Annotated in this window: 17 protein-coding genes; 13 read left to right on the forward strand and 4 right to left on the reverse strand. The window is 35.6% G+C overall.

The features are described 5' to 3' along the window. From EZ449_RS03280 to EZ449_RS03315, 8 genes are all read left to right on the forward strand, one after another. On the forward strand, positions 1–1,017 hold the full coding sequence (locus EZ449_RS03280) for a WD40/YVTN/BNR-like repeat-containing protein (RefSeq protein ID WP_131556539.1): 1,017 nt from the start codon (positions 1–3) through the stop codon (positions 1,015–1,017). Between the two features lie 136 nt (positions 1,018–1,153). Beyond that, positions 1,154–1,969 carry a TerC family protein gene (locus EZ449_RS03285; protein ID WP_131556540.1) on the forward strand — a complete coding sequence of 272 codons (816 nt, stop codon included), beginning with the start codon at positions 1,154–1,156 and terminating at the stop codon, positions 1,967–1,969. Positions 1,970–2,073: 104 nt separating this feature from the next. Next, positions 2,074–2,769, forward strand: a complete 696-nt coding sequence (locus EZ449_RS03290) for an HAD family hydrolase (protein ID WP_131556541.1) — start codon at positions 2,074–2,076, stop codon at positions 2,767–2,769. After that, a complete protein-coding gene (locus EZ449_RS03295) occupies positions 2,766–3,602 on the forward strand; it encodes a phosphoribosyltransferase family protein (RefSeq protein WP_131556542.1) in 837 nt (278 codons plus the stop codon). The genes EZ449_RS03290 and EZ449_RS03295 overlap by 4 nt, the downstream gene beginning before the upstream one ends. Positions 3,603–3,605: 3 nt before the next feature. Then, positions 3,606–4,160: a TerD family protein gene (locus EZ449_RS03300; protein ID WP_131556543.1), complete on the forward strand. Its 555-nt coding sequence runs from the start codon at positions 3,606–3,608 to the stop codon at positions 4,158–4,160. Positions 4,161–4,166: 6 nt separating this feature from the next. Next, positions 4,167–4,781, forward strand: a complete 615-nt coding sequence (locus EZ449_RS03305) for a TerD family protein (RefSeq protein ID WP_131556544.1) — start codon at positions 4,167–4,169, stop codon at positions 4,779–4,781. Positions 4,782–4,804: 23 nt separating this feature from the next. Continuing rightward, on the forward strand, positions 4,805–5,902 hold the full coding sequence (locus tag EZ449_RS03310) for a toxic anion resistance protein (protein WP_131556545.1): 1,098 nt from the start codon (positions 4,805–4,807) through the stop codon (positions 5,900–5,902). Positions 5,903–5,909: 7 nt separating this feature from the next. Next, positions 5,910–6,872 (forward strand): hypothetical protein, encoded by a 963-nt coding sequence (locus EZ449_RS03315; protein WP_131556546.1) that lies wholly within the window; start codon positions 5,910–5,912, stop codon positions 6,870–6,872. Here EZ449_RS03315 and EZ449_RS03320 read toward each other — a convergent pair whose 3' ends face one another. Together EZ449_RS03320 and EZ449_RS03325 are read right to left on the reverse strand one after the other, a co-directional pair. After that, the gene (locus tag EZ449_RS03320) at positions 6,873–7,736 is read right to left on the reverse strand and encodes a dienelactone hydrolase family protein (RefSeq protein WP_131556547.1); all 864 of its coding nucleotides are present in this window, start codon (positions 7,734–7,736) and stop codon (positions 6,873–6,875) included. A gap of 111 nt (positions 7,737–7,847) precedes the next feature. Beyond that, positions 7,848–8,597, reverse strand: a complete 750-nt coding sequence (locus EZ449_RS03325) for a TlpA family protein disulfide reductase (RefSeq protein ID WP_165499682.1) — start codon at positions 8,595–8,597, stop codon at positions 7,848–7,850. A 107-nt stretch (positions 8,598–8,704) separates the two neighbouring features. Between EZ449_RS03325 and EZ449_RS03330 the strand changes: the two genes are divergently transcribed. After that, positions 8,705–9,295, forward strand: coding sequence for a 2OG-Fe(II) oxygenase (locus tag EZ449_RS03330; RefSeq protein WP_131556549.1), 591 nt, complete (start codon positions 8,705–8,707; stop codon positions 9,293–9,295). A 191-nt stretch (positions 9,296–9,486) separates the two neighbouring features. Here EZ449_RS03330 and EZ449_RS03335 read toward each other — a convergent pair whose 3' ends face one another. Next, positions 9,487–9,912 (reverse strand): SRPBCC family protein, encoded by a 426-nt coding sequence (locus EZ449_RS03335; RefSeq protein ID WP_131556550.1) that lies wholly within the window; start codon positions 9,910–9,912, stop codon positions 9,487–9,489. A gap of 261 nt (positions 9,913–10,173) precedes the next feature. Here EZ449_RS03335 and EZ449_RS03340 point away from each other — a divergent pair, with 261 nt between their 5' ends. Continuing rightward, complete coding sequence (locus EZ449_RS03340) at positions 10,174–10,536, forward strand: response regulator transcription factor (RefSeq protein WP_131556551.1); 363 nt, start codon at positions 10,174–10,176, stop codon at positions 10,534–10,536. A gap of 126 nt (positions 10,537–10,662) precedes the next feature. Then, positions 10,663–12,276, forward strand: coding sequence for a GAF domain-containing sensor histidine kinase (locus EZ449_RS03345; protein WP_131556552.1), 1,614 nt, complete (start codon positions 10,663–10,665; stop codon positions 12,274–12,276). Between the two features lie 9 nt (positions 12,277–12,285). Here EZ449_RS03345 and EZ449_RS03350 read toward each other — a convergent pair whose 3' ends face one another. Then, positions 12,286–14,868, reverse strand: a complete 2,583-nt coding sequence (locus EZ449_RS03350; protein ID WP_165499683.1) for a PAS domain-containing sensor histidine kinase — start codon at positions 14,866–14,868, stop codon at positions 12,286–12,288. Positions 14,869–15,101: 233 nt separating this feature from the next. On the opposite strand from EZ449_RS03350, the gene tatA reads away from it, so the two are divergent. Next, on the forward strand, positions 15,102–15,293 hold the full coding sequence (gene tatA / locus EZ449_RS03355) for a twin-arginine translocase TatA/TatE family subunit (protein WP_131556554.1): 192 nt from the start codon (positions 15,102–15,104) through the stop codon (positions 15,291–15,293). Between the two features lie 221 nt (positions 15,294–15,514). Further along, a complete protein-coding gene (locus EZ449_RS03360) occupies positions 15,515–15,769 on the forward strand; it encodes a hypothetical protein (RefSeq protein ID WP_131556555.1) in 255 nt (84 codons plus the stop codon). The last annotated feature ends 537 nt before the right edge of the window (positions 15,770–16,306 follow it).

Below are 16,306 nucleotides of genomic sequence, written 5' to 3' on the forward strand. Positions count from 1 at the left end.
ATGAAGAATTTAATATGGTGCCTTTTAATGGCACCTTTTTTTTGCGCAGCACAATCGTATACTTTTAAGCCCCTAAACGAAAAGACTAAAACGAGTTTACGCGGTTTAAGTGTGGTTTCTGATCAAGTTACCTGGGTGAGTGGAAATAACGGCTCCATTGGTAAAACAATAGATGGCGGTTTAACCTGGACATGGATAAAACCCCAAGGCTACGAAAAGCTCGATTTTAGGGATATTGAGGCTTTTGATGATAAAAATGCAATTGTGGTAAATGCAGGTTCTCCAGCATATATTTTAAAAACTGTAGATGGTGGCGCCACTTGGACCGAGCATTACAAAAATTTAGATTCTGCTATTTTTCTCGACGGTCTTGGTGCTTGGGATAAAAACAAAGCGATTATTTTTGGCGATCCGATAAAAGATAAAATGCAGTTGCTGAAAACTGTCGATGCTGGTAAAACATGGTCGGATATTTCTGAAAACCTTAAATTTCCGTTATCGAAAGGAGAAGCTGGTTTTGCTGCAAGTGGTACAACCATAAAAACCTTACCAGGTGGAAAGGTTTGGGTTTCTAGTGGAGGAACGGTATCAAACATTTATTATTCTGCCGATTATGGTAAAACTTGGGAAGTGTACAAATGCCCAATTTGGCAAGGTGAAAGTACCACAGGTCCATTTTCTGTGGATTTTTACGATAGTAAGAATGGGGTAGTGGTTGGCGGTAACTACATTAAGGATAAGGAAAATAGCAATAATGTGCTTTTTACTAAAGATGGAGGAAAAACGTGGCAAAAACCCATCAATCCAGTTTCGGGCTTTCGTTCAGGTATAGCCTATATTAACGCTAAAACATTGGTGGCAACCGGCACTTCAGGTACAGATATCTCAATTGATGGTGGACTAAACTGGAAACATATTTCTGATAAAAGCTTTAATGCAGTGCAAAGAGCTAAAAAAGGAAGCCAAATTCTCTTAGCTGGCGAAAAGGGCAATATTTACCAACTGCTGCTAAATTAATTTAGGATAAGCTGTAACAGAAACCCCGTTATTAATTCCAAAGATTATAATAAAATTTTCTCAAGGGTTTTTTCATTCAGATAATTTTGTTTCTTTGTTCAAACTAAATTTTTAATTAAACAAAACAACTCTCATTATGGATTTCTTGCACACTATTTTAGGTGATGACATACAGGCCGGACTACTAATTATATTAAACCTAATCGTAATAGAAAGTCTACTTTCTGTTGATAATGCTGCTGTATTGGCAACTATGGTAATGGATTTACCTAAAAGCCAAAGGGATAAGGCGCTTAAATATGGTATTATTGGTGCCTACGTTTTTAGAGGTATTTGTTTATTCTTGGCCGCTTGGTTGGTTACAATTTGGTGGTTAAAACCTTTAGGTGGATTGTATTTATTGTGGTTAGCTTTTGATTATTTTAGAAAAAAGAATGCGAAGAATAACGAAGCCGAAGAAGAAGTAGATAAAAGCAAAAGCTGGATTTATAAATCAACAGTAGGTTTGGTTGGCACATTTTGGGCCACTGTTGCACTTGTTGAAGTAATGGATTTAGCATTTTCTATTGATAACGTATTCGCTGCGGTGGCATTTACCGATCACATTTGGTTAATTTACATTGGCGTTTTCATTGGTATTTTGGCTATGCGATTCGTAGCACAAGCTTTTGTTAAGCTAATGGAAAAATTTACTTTCTTAGAAACTGTAGCATTTATCGTTATTGGTGTTTTAGGTATAAAACTTACATCATCGTTGTTTACCCATTTTTATCCAGAATCTCCAATTTCCCATGTTATTGAGGGTGAAAAAACAGATTTATTTGTTTCGATATTTACTGTAGCAATATTCATTTTGCCTGTTGTAAGTTCCCTATTGTTTAACTATCCCAAAAAGAATATAGGCGAGGCCGAGGTAGCGGAAAAAGCTGAAGATGTACTCGAAAAATCGTAAAGTGTAGGGTTTACTTATAATAAAACTTACATTGAAATATTTCTAATTCTACGTCCAATTTTGTAGTATTAGGATTTAATAGAACAGATTAGGAAATAGGTGCAATGGCTTATTATAAACATTATTCATTCGATCTTTGGTTAACATTAATAAAATCGAACCCTACTTTTAAGCTCGAAAGAACGAAGTATTTTTACGAAAGGTTTAATTCGAAGCATAAGAGTATTGATGAAATTGCAGTTATCTTTCGTCAGGTAGATTTAATGGTTAATGCCATCAATGAGAAAACAGGTAAAAACGTTGATGCCGATGAAATGTACCTTATGGTGATTAGCATGATCAATGATTTTAGTTTTGAGTTTCAGAACCTTGATTTAGAAGCTTTGTACAATGAAATGGAGGAACTGATTTTTGCTCACATGCCATTACTTTATTGCGATAATTGTCTGCCTGTTTTAGCGAAAATTAAGAAGCCAGAATTAAGCACGACCAATATTTTAAGCAATACAGGTTTTATCAAGGGTAAAACATTAAGAAAGGTGATTAATCATTTGGGCATTGATGAGTTTATCGATTTTCAACTGTACTCTGACGAAGTTCGAATGTCGAAACCAAACCCTAATTTTTTTGAGTTGATGTTAAATACGATCGACCGAGAAAAACATCCCGAATTAATCTTAAATAATGTTATTCATGTTGGAGATAATCCTCATGCTGATATTCGAGGCGCTGAAGCATTGGGTATTAAAAGTATGTTGATCAATTCCAACAATCAATCTATTTTACAGCTACTTTCATGATACCATATACATACTCTCTTCATAAAATTGATAATACGACAGATTTCGGTTTTGATCCAGATCATTACAGCCGATTTAAATTTGGCGATGACTTAATTGCCCGCTCTTTCGGAAAGGATTTAGCTGATGGTTTTATTAAATATTATCTAGCAGATAATTTAATAATCGATCAAATCGTCGTGATTTCGAGCCCTTACAGCTTTATTCCTACTGCAACTTTTGCGATGAAAAACTACTTCGTTTCTCAATTAAATCGATGGTTGGTAGAAAATGGTGGCTTATCTGTGCAAGAAACCAAGGTGCATAGGACGGTAACCTATAAGGAAGATTATGGCGAATTAAGTGCTGAAGAACGCTTAACTTTAATTGGAAATGATTCCTTCCATATTGATAAGGAATTTTTGGTCGGCAAAACCTTATTGTTTCTTGATGATATTAAAATCACTGGAAGCCACGAAAGAATGATTTTGAAAATGGCCAAGGCTTACGGATTATCAAACGAAATGCACATGCTTTATTTTGCGGAACTGGTTAACAAGAGTATTCATCCTAATGTGGAGAATTTTCTAAACTACCATCAAATAAAGTCTATTTTTGATTTGGAGGAAATCATCGATAGTGGTAATTTTTGTTTCAATACCAGAATTGTTAAGTATATTTTAAATACAGCTTCGAGCAGCTTTACCATATTTTTAGAGCGCAGAAATACCGATTTTATTAATCAGCTATACGATTTATCTTTGGGAAATGGTTATCACACTATAGAGGCGTACAGTAAAAATTTACATCTAATAAAGGATTACATAAAAAATAACAATTATAAATTAATTTAAAATATGGCTATTAATTTGCAAAAGGGGCAAAGAGAAAATATCGATGCTCCAAAATTCACGATAGGTTTAGGCTGGGATACCAACAGCTCTTCTACAGGTACGGCATTCGATTTAGATGCTTCAATTTTCATTTTAAATGATCAGAAAAAATTGGTTTCTGATGAGAGTTTTGTTTTTTACAACAATTTGGTTTCTCCTGATGGTGCTGTAGAGCATACTGGAGATAATTTAACTGGCGATGGAGATGGAGATGATGAACAAATCAAGGTAGATTTAACCAAAATTGATTCAAAAGTAAGTGAAATTTGTGTAGTGGTTACCATTCACGACGCCGAAAACAGAAGACAGAATTTCGGTCAGGTTAGAAACTCTTTTGTTCGTATTTTTGATGCTACAACCAATGAAGTAATTTTGAAATACGAATTGGAAGAAGATTTCTCGATTGAAACTGCTGTAGAGTTTGGAAGAATTTACAAACGCGAAGGCAAATGGAAATTTGAGGCGGTTGGAATGGGAATGAAAGGTGGTTTACAGGATTACTTAAACAAATATCAATAATAAATTATGGCAATCAATCTTCAAAAAGGACAGCGCATCAGTCTGGAAAAAACCAACGGCAGTAAACTACAAAACATTTGCGTAGGCATTAACTGGGGCGCTATCGAAAAGAAAGGAATGTTCGGTTTTGGTTCATCAAAAGAAGCTGTAGATTTAGACGGAAGTTGTGTATTATATAATGATAACAAACAACTTTTAGAGGTGGTGTACTTCGGTAACCTAAAATCGAAAAATGGTTCTGTAAAGCACAGTGGCGACGATTTAACTGGTGATATGGGTGGCGACGATGGGTTGGATAATGAGGTAATTACCTTAGATCTTTCTCAGTTGGATGCCAACGTAGGTTACGTTGCTTTTGTTCTAAATAGCTTTAGAGGTCATGATTTTGGAACCATTCCTTTTGCCTCCATCCGCATTTACGAAGGTACGAGCAAACGCGTAAATGAGGTTTTTGCTAAGTATGATATTGCCAACGAAGCTGCATTTAAAGGTTCTGTATCTATGGTAATGGGTGTTTTCTACAAGAAAAATGGCGAATGGAAATTCAATGCTATTGGAGAACCAACGAAAGATAAAAAATTAGAAGATACGGTTAAAACGGTAACTCAAAACTATTTATAGCTTAATGGCTAAAAATTAAAACTATGGAAACTAACCCTAACGTTACGCAAAGTCTTACGCCAGTAAAACTGGATAAGGATGGAAACGTAAATCTCGAAGTAATTACCAGTGAAGAAACCGCAAAATATAAAGAGATCGGTAAATCTTTAGAACCATCTGATGTTAATTCGATCCTGAATTATGGTAGCGAAGCTCAAAACTCTATGGAGAAATACAGTAACGATTTTTTATCGTCTGTAAGAACCTACAATAGTGGCGAGGTTGGTGGCTTAATTAATGAATTACTCACAGAGCTTAATTATATCGATGTTTCTGAATTGGAACAGAGTGGTTTTAAGAGTTTTATATCGAAAATACCTTTCTTAAAAAGCCTTGTTGTTGATGTTAAGAAGCTTTTCCAAAAGTATGATGTTGTGGTGAATAATATCGATAAGATCACCAACAAAATTAAGGCAGGCAGGTTAAATTCGATCAAGGATAACAGCTCGTTGCAAACCATGTTCGATAGCAATATTGGCTACATTCACCAAATGGAAGAGTTAATTATCTCCGGACAATTAAAATACAGCGAATTGCAACTTAAGCTTGCTGAAATGGAGGGAAGACCTGCAGATTATCAAGATTATGAAATTGCAGATTTGAGAGATTACACCAGTCGTTTAGATAAGCGTTTGGCCGATATGAAGATTGTGCGTTTCATCATGCTTCAATCTTTGGCGCAAATTAGGGTTGTTCAAAACAACAATACTTCAATAGCCGAGAAAGCACAATCTATTGTTTCTACAACGATTCCCGTTTGGAAAAACCAGTTGACGATTGCTGTGGCGTTGCAGAGGCAAAAAGCCAATGTAGAAATGCAGAAGAAGATTTCTGATACAACCAATACGATTTTGCAGAAAAACGCAGAAATGCTGAAACAAAATAGTATTGATGTTGCTAAAGAGAATGAGAAAACTGTTGTTTCTTTGGAGACTTTAAAAATTACGACTTCATCATTAATTGAAACATTAAACGAGGTTAAACAAATACACGAAGCTGGTGCGCAAAGTAGAAAAGTGCTAGATGGTGAATTGAAAACTTTAGAGGCTGAGTTGAAAAAGAATGTGACCAGGGTGAGCTAGCTAAACAATGGATGAATACCGCTTAAATATTTTAAAAAAATCGAACACAGAGATCAACCGCTTGCAGTTGCTCTCTGTGTTTTTTGATGATGAGGTGATTTACAAAATATACTTAAGAACCCAGGTTATTCACCAATTATTTGCCAACAATGAAGATCTTGATATCGAAAAACTGGATCTTTTTCATCTTCAATTTACCGATAGTGTTGTAGCTTTACTGCGGAAAATTAAAACCAGTAATGAGAAAAATGTTTCATTAATTTATGATGAAATAGATTTAAACGAAGCACTTGTCGATAAAATTGGTAGTTCTTTTGTTGATCAGAAAAGCTTTAACCAAGAAAAGCAAAGGCAATCGTTAAAGATCAATCTATCGCTCAGAAAGCTGTTTAGTGTGCTTTCAGAATTGAGTAACGAATTTCCATTCTCCCGAAACATTAATGTTTTCAGTTCCAAATACGCCAACGAATTTTATTTCGATTTAACTACTGATCAGCTATCAAAGTTGATCGATTATCAAGGTAAGAGTGTTTATGCCAATAGCTACGCCATCATTGAAAAAAAACTAATGGGCAGGCTTTGCAAATTCGATTTCAGAACAGAGTTTTATCTGGGCTTAAAGTCTGGTGAATTGATTATTGAGCTTTATAAATTTTTGGATCAAGATGCTTATTACTTGTTTTTTCCAAGTAGAAACTTGTTTCTGCTTTGCGATTTGGCAATTTTAAAAGATCTAGATACTTCGAACAACCTTTCGGAAAGAGAAAAAATTGTTCAAGAGCTTCAATACAAAAATGATAAACTTAAGAGCAATGCGGCTGTGCTAAAAACCGATATTTCTAAAGAAGTAATCACTTTATTGGAAAGCAGTTATCAGAAAATATCTGATATAAATTTCCTGAATCACCTCAATAACTTTGATGTTCAATCCAATATCTTAAAGGAAATGCTCCGAACTGATCTTTTCTAATTACCGCGTTAATATTGCCAATTCTTTTTTAAATAAATCCATAGTTCGCTGCCAAGCTAGTTTTGCCGCCGCTTCATTGTATCTGGTAGGAGAGGTGTTGTTGTTAAAGGCATGGTTTACGCCATCGTAGATGTAAATTTTATAATCGATTTTATTTTCCTTTAAAGCTTTTTCATAAGCCGGAATTCCCGCGTTAATGCGTTCATCCAAACCTCCATAGTGGCACATTACGCTTGCTTTTATTTTGGATACATCTGCCGCATTAGGCTGCGCACCGTAATAGGCAACAGCAGCCTGTAACTTTGGATCGTTGACGGCCAATTTATTTGCCATTCCGCCGCCCCAACAAAAACCCATACAACCAACTTTACCGTTGCCATCTTTTCTGTTTCTCAGGTATTCCAAGCCTTTTAAATAATTTTGGAGATTCTTTTCTGGATCTAACTTTCCAATTAGCTCACGACCTTTGTCCTCATCTGCTGGCGTACCTCCAAGTGGCGAAAGTGCATCGACACCTAATGCCAAATAACCCTCGGCTGCAACTCTTTTGGTCACATCAATAATATGAGGATTTAACCCACGATTCTCGTGAATAACCAACACACAGCCCAAATTCTTTTTCCCGTTTGGTTTCGCCAGAACAGCTTTCATGTCGCCCTCAACGCCAGGATAAGTGATGTTTTCGACTTCAATATCATCGCTGATGAAATCTGCTGCTGCAGCATAATTATTCTCCAGCATTGGTAGAATAGTCATTGCTAGTGCCGTGCTCCCCACCAGGATGGCCAGCTTTTTCATAAAATCTTTTCTGCTTACCTGGCTATGCGTGTACTCATCATACAAGGTGATTATTTTCTGATCCATTAATGGGTTGATTTTTGTTAATACAATATAAACAAGCTAATGGACTATAGTGATGGCGTTACTTAAAAGTTACAATACAGTTTCTCCCATTTTCTTCGAATCTGGAAATTGTTATCTACCTAAACTTGTCTTAATAGCAGTTTTTAGATCGGGTATGGCCAATCTAGAAAATCCTGCAACGGCATATTTAATAACATAGTTTTTATCAGAAACAATGTATGCCGGATATCCTGTAATTTGGTATGCATCAGCTATTGCTTTTCCTGAGCTTATTAGTTCAGCATTACGTAAGGGCATTTCCTTAAGTTTCTTTTTGGCGACATCTTGATTGTCGTTGGTAACTAACAAAACGAGTAGGTCTTTTGGGTCGCCTAAAGATTTAAAAAACTCACTTAGTTCGGCAAAGAAATCAGTACATGTACTACAGTTCGCATACCAAAAAATTTGTACAATTACCTTATTATCTAACTTATCTTGTTCGTAAAAGGCAGTTAAGGGTGCTGCATCAAGCTTTTTCGTTTCGTAAACATATTGATTCTTAATCTTAGTATTTTCTCTAATTAAAGTATTGTATTTATTCAGTTGCTCCTCACTTAATTTTGTGATTACTTGCTTCCGCGGTAAAGATTTATCTTCACTTAATTTTATGGTGTATAATCCTGTACTTAATATCTTGTTATATTGATAATAGCGTAAAGCTTTTCCCTTTTCATCGTATAAAACCTGATTGGTATCTGGCTTAGGAATCATATCAGCCCGCATCGAAATTACACCGCTAACCGTTCTGGTAACTTTTGTACTATCCTGCGCTTTGGTGTAAATGCAATTTAAAACGAGAACTAGCGCAAGGATGTATTTCATAATATTTGGTTTGAAATCGCAATTTAACATTTAGTTTTAAGATTATCGACGAATAAAGACTACCTTATTCGCTTTAGGCATTCTGTTTAGGAATTAATCATCATTAATTGGAAAAAATATTTGATTGCCTTATCGATAGTTATATTGATAACCAAGTTGGTGTCACCGAGAATTTTTTGAGCATTTCACTTTCAGCTCATTTAAAAGATAACCTCATTAGTTTATTTCAGAACAAGAAGCTTGTCAACGCTGGCGTTGGAAATAAAATAATTGTTAATCAGGATAAATTAATTAGAAGTGATGTTATTTACTGGTTAGATCGAAAGCATAATAATCAATACGAAAATGATTTTTTTGATTTGATGGATAACTTTGTGCTTCATTTAAACAGTACCTGCTACACCGGAATTACGGGTTACGAATTTCATTATACCCTTTATGAAACAGGGTCTTTCTACAAGAAACACATCGATCAATTTAAGAATAATGGAAGCCGCCAATATTCTATGATTATGTATCTAAATGCGAATTGGAAGATTGAAGATGGGGGAGAACTCCGTATCTATCATGAAGATACCGAGCAAGATATATCGCCAAGTAATGGAAAGAGTGTGTTTTTTAAAAGTTCTGCATTAGCACACGAGGTTTTGGTTACCAATAAACAACGGATGAGTATTACGGGATGGTTGAAGATTTAAGGTTTGATTACTGTTCCATCGTGCATTTCTTCGGTTAGAGAAATGAGCCTTGGTTAATTTTGGTTAAGATTAAATTGTGTCTTTTGTGGTTAGCAAATGACCACAAAAGACACAAAAGAAAACAAAAATACTTTTAATATTAGTTGTTGTGCTGGATTAAAAAAAAGTGGTTGATGCTTTCGACTATTTATCTAAGCTGATTCTACTAATTTTTTATAATTATTTAAAATGGCTTGCCAACCACCTCGTTGGAGTTCAATTGTATTGATATTTTCTGGATCGAATGTTTCGATAATGTGCGTTTTTCCATCGGTTTCCTCAAAAGTTATTTTAACTTTTCTGTCATCTTCCAAAGTATATTCTATCAATTTGTTTACTATCACGCTGGTATAAGTTCCGCCGAAATCGAAGCTCATGCTACCATCTTTTGCAGCCATGGTTGTGGTAAATTTTCCGTCAACACGTAAATCATTTTCTGCATGAGGTGCATGCCAGCCATCAGAAGCAAACGCCCAATTTTTAATGTGTTCCGGATTATTCCAAAATTCCCAGGCTTTTTCAACTGGTGCGTTAACAATGGTATCAATGGTTATCGGAGTGCTTTTTTCAGTTTCCATAGCTCATATTTTTTATAGAATAAAGATATTAGAAGATTTTATAAATCAAAAAGGGTAAACGCGACAAGTTTAGGGGGCGGATTTACAATTTAAGCTAATAATTAATAATTTGTTCGTTCAAAATTTACTCACTACCAAACATCAAAAACCTATTCCAGAGGGCTATAAATCAAATAAATTAAAACAATTTAATTTGTTAGCAGTTAACTAACTATAAGATTAGAATTAAATTAGCGTAAGGGGTAAATTAATAATATCATAATGGGAAAAAGGGTTTGTGTGCTAGAAGATGATCCGGGAATTAGAGAAATTATAGAATTTTTGCTGAGCGAAGAAAATTATGAGGTATCTGGGTATTCAAACATAAACGATTTTATGTTAAATGCTAAAAACGCTGCTCCCGATTTATTCCTATTAGATGTAATGCTCCCTGATGGTAGTGGACTTGATGTTTGCAGTTTACTCAAGTCTTCCGCATCAACCAAGAATATTCCAGTTTTAATGATGAGTGCCCATGCAGGGCTAAGCGAGATTAAGAATAACTGCCAAGCTCAAGGTTTTATAGCAAAACCGTTTGATATTTATGATTTGCTTAAAAGAGTTGATCAACAATTACAAGCCTAAAGATTGATATATCAAGCCTGTTGCGAGAAATTAATTCATACAACTTTTAGCAATAATTAGAAAGGCTATATCACGTATAAATACGATACCTTTACAATCAACTTAAATTTAAGGAATCACTTAGTAATGGAGAATAAAGATATGTTAGGAAGTGATGGAATCTCCAATGAACAGCACGCTCAATACCCCATTTTACTTAATGAAATAGATCGCTTAGATGCGCTACAATCTTACCATATTTTAGATTCGGCAGAAGAAGATGATTTCGACGAACTAACTACCTTAGCCGCGGCTATTTGCAAAACACCTATTGCACTTGTTAGTCTTGTAGACCGAGATCGACAATGGTTTAAATCGCACACTGGACTTAATGCAACAGAAACTCCCAGAGATTTTTCATTTTGCGCTCACGCCATAGCCAAACCTAATGATGCCTTTTTAATTTCGAACGCCAGGCTAGATCCTCGTTTTTCTAAAAATCCTTTAGTAACCGGCGAAACAAATATTGTTTTCTATGCGGGTATTCCATTAGTCAATAGTGATGGCTTTGCGATGGGCTCACTCTGTGTAATCGATCACGAAAGTAGGGAATTGGATAATGCCCAGCTTGAGGCCTTAAAGGTTTTGGCCAAGCAGGTAATGGCTAAGTTAGAGCTTAGGCGTAAAGTTTATGAACTCGAAAATAGCCATAATGCTGTTAAAGAAAGCAATGAACGATTCGAACTTGCCCTTAGCGATGGCAAACTTGGTTCTTACGATATTGATTTACAAACCACAATCATAACAGCTACACCGATTTATTATTCGAACTTTGGCTTAATACATCATGAGATTTTAAAAACTGTCGATTTATTTAACCTTATGCTTCCTGAATATAGGGATTATGTTAAGCGCCAGTTTGATGCTGCAATTGATCAAAATGCTACATACTTTGCCGAATATCAAATCGCTTGGCCCGATGGCACCAAACATTGGGTATCTGATTCTGGCAAACCAAAATTTGATTTAGAAGGTAATGCAGTTAAAATGGTTGGCGTAACCAAGGATATTACCAATCGGAAAGAATTCGATCAACATAAAGACGATTTTCTAAGTATTGCCAGCCACGAACTTAAAACGCCAATTACAACCTTAAAGGCTAACCTGCAACTTTTAGATCGAATAAAGAATAATCCATCTCACCCGATGTTGGGGAAATTAATTGAATCTGCATGTAGGAGCATGGATAAAATTAATAGCCTCGTTGATGAACTTCTGAATGTGAATCGTTTTACCGAGGGCGAGTTGAGTTTAAATAAAACCCATTTTTCTGCTTGGGATATGTTGAATAACTGCTGCAGCCATGTGCGCCTTGAGGGTAAATATGAGTTGGAGGTTGTTGGCGATGAGGGATTAATGATGTACGGAGATGAGCATAGAATTGATCAGGTAGTTATTAATCTTGTAAATAATGCCGTTAAATATGCCTCAGCATCTAAAACGATTGTACTCAAGATAGAAAAGGTAGGTGAATTTGCCAAAATTTCTGTTCAAGATTTTGGAGATGGAATATCGGCAGAGCAGTTGCCACATTTATTTCAACGTTATTGGCGGGCAAACCATGCGGGTAAACAATATTCGGGTTTGGGACTTGGTTTATACATCTGTGCCGAGATTATAAAAAGGCATGGCGGCGAAATTGGTGCAACCAGCGAAATAGGAGCGGGCAGTACTTTTTGGTTTACCATTCCAATGAAATAACAATTGGTTTTATAGGGGTAGGCTAAAATAAAATGTACTTCCAACATTTTCCTTACTTTCTACCCAAATCCTACCATCGTGTCTTTCGATTATTTCAGCGCTTAAATAAAGCCCTATTCCAAAACCTGAAATAGTATGGTTAGAGCCTACTCGATAATACCTCTGAAAAAGTTTGGCGCTATCTTCGGCACTAATGCCTATTCCCTGATCTTTAACGCTAACAATAGCGTTTTGCTCATCTGTGTAGCAATTAATATCGATCACTGTTCCTGCATTTGAGTATTTTACGGCATTACTAAGTAAATTTGAGATTACACTTCCAATCTTATCTCTATCTGCATTGATGATGATGGGTTCCTTGATTGATAAATCGATGGAATGAGAATATTGAATAAGGTCACTTTCCTCCACCATTTCCCTTAATAGATCATTGAGGCTGAAATCTATTTTTTGGATCGATAATTTGCCCGATTCCAATCGTGAAACATTTAAGAAACCATTAATCATGGTGGTCATTTTTTTTATCTGGTTGTGGGTTTTACCCAGCGCATTGCCGTAATATTCATCTTGCGTTTTTCTTGCCCTGCTTTGTAAAACCTGCACAAAACCGTTAATTGCAGTTAGCGGCGTTTTCAGCTCATGGCTAACCATGCCGATAAAATCATTTTTTCTTTGCTCATCCTTTTTCAGTTCCGTAATGTCTACACAAGTGCTAATGTAACCTACAAATAAGCCATTAGTGTTAAATCGTGGCGGGCTTTTGGCTAAAAGCCATCTGTATTCGCCCTCTTTATTTAAAATTCTAAATTCGCTGGTAAAAGGAATTTTCTGATCAAAGGCATTAAGCTGAATGGAATTGTAACGTTCTTTATCATCGGGATGAATTAAATCAACCCATCCCAATTGGAGTAGATTTTCCATTGATCGCCCTGTTAACTTGAACCAGGCATCATTAAAATAAGTAAACATATTGGTTTCATCACCTACGGCAATAAGCACATCAGTTCCTTCGGCCATGGTACGAAACCGCTTTTCACTATCCTCAATCTTTTGTCGATCATCGATCTCTTTAGTGATATCGATGATAACCCCAATAAACTTGGCGGCCTTTGTTTTGGAGTTCTCGGTACTTTTTCCTACCACCCTTATCCAGCGTAGCTCACCATTCGATTTTTGGATAATTGGATACTGCACATCATAGGGTAAGCCTTTAATTAAGGCTTTATTTCGAGCTTTTTCGATGATTGGAAGGTAACTTGGTACCACCGTAGCTACCACGTCACCCCAAAAAATATCTCCAGTTTCTGCCAGTCCATAAAATTCCCTCGCCCGATTAGAGATTTCGAATTTTCTGGATACGAGATCTACACTGTACGTTCCCAAGTTTCCAGATTCTAACGCCAAACCCAAATTTTCCTCAGCATCTGCAAGCTCCTCATTTTTTAGAAATAAGCTGTCTTGCGATTCTTGTAATTCTTCGTTTGTGGTGGCTAATTCTTCGTTTGTTGCGGCAAGTTCCTCGTTAGAAGCTGCAAGCTCTTCGATAGTAAACTGAAGAGCTACCTTGCTTTCCTCAAGCTTTTTTCTGCTTTCCACACTTTCAGTAATATCCATAACTGTGGCCAGGATATAGACCACTTTTCCCTTCCCATCAAAAATAGGGTCGTAAGAAAAGTTAACATAAATTTGTTTGATATTGCCTTCTTTGGATGATATATCAACAACAACCTCAGGCATTGCAATCTTTTGGCCTGTTTCAAAAACGTTGGCTAGTAATTTTGGAAATTGCTGACCTTTCAATTCAGGGAAAACATCAATAATACTTTTTCCCACAGTTTCGCCCCATGTTCTCTGCCAAATATTTAACATTGGTGGGTTTGGGTGCTCAATAATCAAGCTGCCACCAACCAACAAAGTCATTGCTACAGGTGTGGTTTGTATAATGCTTTGCAGCAAATGCCTATTAAATTCCAAGTCGTTTGTACGTCTTAAAATTCTTTCCTCCAACTGGATATTCAGTGATTCTAAATCGTGTCTCGATTTACTCAGCGCATGATTAGAAGTTAATAATTCCTCAATACTTGCCTGAAGTTCCTCATTAGAAGCAGCCAATTGTTCGTGTGTATCGGCGAGTTTACGACTTAGATCTTCTTCCCTCTGTACTGAGGAATCAAAATTTCTTTCCCTTAAAACGAGAGCAGTAATGTTATGGGTAGTGGTTAATAAAAATTCTGTCTTGCCATCGTTTCCGGGTATTGGCATAATTTCGAGCTGCCACCAACTCTCTTGCGTTTCTGTTGGGTCATTATCTGGGATTTTGTATTCGAAAACAGGAAGTTTAGTGGCTTGTTTTGTTTCTAGGGCCAGCATTAATCCATCCGCCAACACTTTTTTTCCGATCAAAGATTCCTCTCCAGGGTAGGCTTGCCACAGCGACATGCCGCTAATTTCTCTATTATTGTTGTTTGTTGCTACCTTATATGCCTCATTGTAGGCTAAAATCGTAAAATCTGGCGCATTGGCTTTTAGTACAATTCGAGGTGCGTTGGTATCAAAGAGGGCCTTAAATAGAGGTGAATCTAAATGGTTCATTAATGGGATGATGCGAATAAATAATTTTAACGAATATAACATCTTAAAGCATATAAATGCCAATTGGATGAATCAGGATTATTCCTAAAGTTAAAACCAGAGGTTTTATAATTTATTAATTTGACTATTTGTAGGTAAATTTCCCTACTTAAAATCCAAGACCAAAGAATATACGTATGTTGTATTAAATCCGGTAAATGGATTTGCCTTGAAGAACCTTAAACTAAAGAAAAATGTTAAATACAACAATCGCAGCAATCCTTGGTGGACCAGAGATGATCATTCTAGCCATAGCAATCCTTTTATTATTTGGTGGAAAGAAAATTCCAGAATTGATGAGGGGGCTAGGCAAGGGAATTAAAGAATTTAAAAACGGACAAGATGGTACTGATGAACCAAAAGTTCAGAAAGAAGCCCAGTTGTAATAACAAAATATTTACCCTGAATTACAATACAATCTACAGAAAAACGTTTAGCCTTGGATTTACATCTGAGGCTTTTTTATTTTCCAAAGATTTTGTTCTAATATGAGTTATTGTAAAAAAAAAACACGAAAAATTAACTTTTAGATTACATGAAGCATATTGACTTAGCCTACTTTTGAGCATTCTTTCCATTACCGATTAAAGGGAAAGCCAAAAAACAAATGAAATATTTAGTTAAAGAAATAAGTGAAGGGAATTGCGACATCACTTTGTTGCCAGAAAATCTGAACGATAGGAATCTTTTAGCCGAAACTGCAAAGCATTTAAAGGAAGATTTTCAGAAAGAAATTCAATTTTATTATGAAGATGCCTTAAAAAATGAGCTCAGTGGAAATGCCACTTTTGTATCATTAAATTTTGAGGAAAGTAATTATCCGAAGCGGGTAAATGTGAATTATCAGATTGTTCAAAATTGATTTAACTAAAGGTTTTTTCCGATGAGGAAAAAACTTTTTTATTTAGGCTTAGGTGGAAATGTACATAATATTTCCATTTTTTATTTAAAGCAAAAGTTGTTAACCTTTCCACATTTTTACCGATAAAGATTACTTCAATACACATCTTTTAACCTTTTCAGAATCCAAACAAAAATAGATATAGCTGTTGGTTGTAAGTAAATAGTTGATCGAGATCAACATTACAGAAAATTAGCTAGAAGTAAAAACACGTAAAATATTGTATAAACGATGATTTAATCAAATTGAGATCAAATAATTATCAACTTGTATAATTAATGCTACGCATTTAAGGTTGTGCTGCGATGAAACACTAGTATTAATTATATCTTTGCAAAAAAAGTGTGACAAAGTTTATCAAAAATATCCATGAGATAAATATTTAGCTGTTTTTAAAACCAGTGGTTTTGAAATTACGTAAGTAGTTTTCGAACTGAAACTTAGCTATTACAAACTTGCATCATCCCCATTGTTGCAGATCTTCTTATCGTCCCGTGT

The sequence above is a fragment of the Pedobacter frigidisoli genome, from assembly GCF_004331675.1.
Lineage (GTDB): Bacteria > Bacteroidota > Bacteroidia > Sphingobacteriales > Sphingobacteriaceae > Pedobacter > Pedobacter frigidisoli.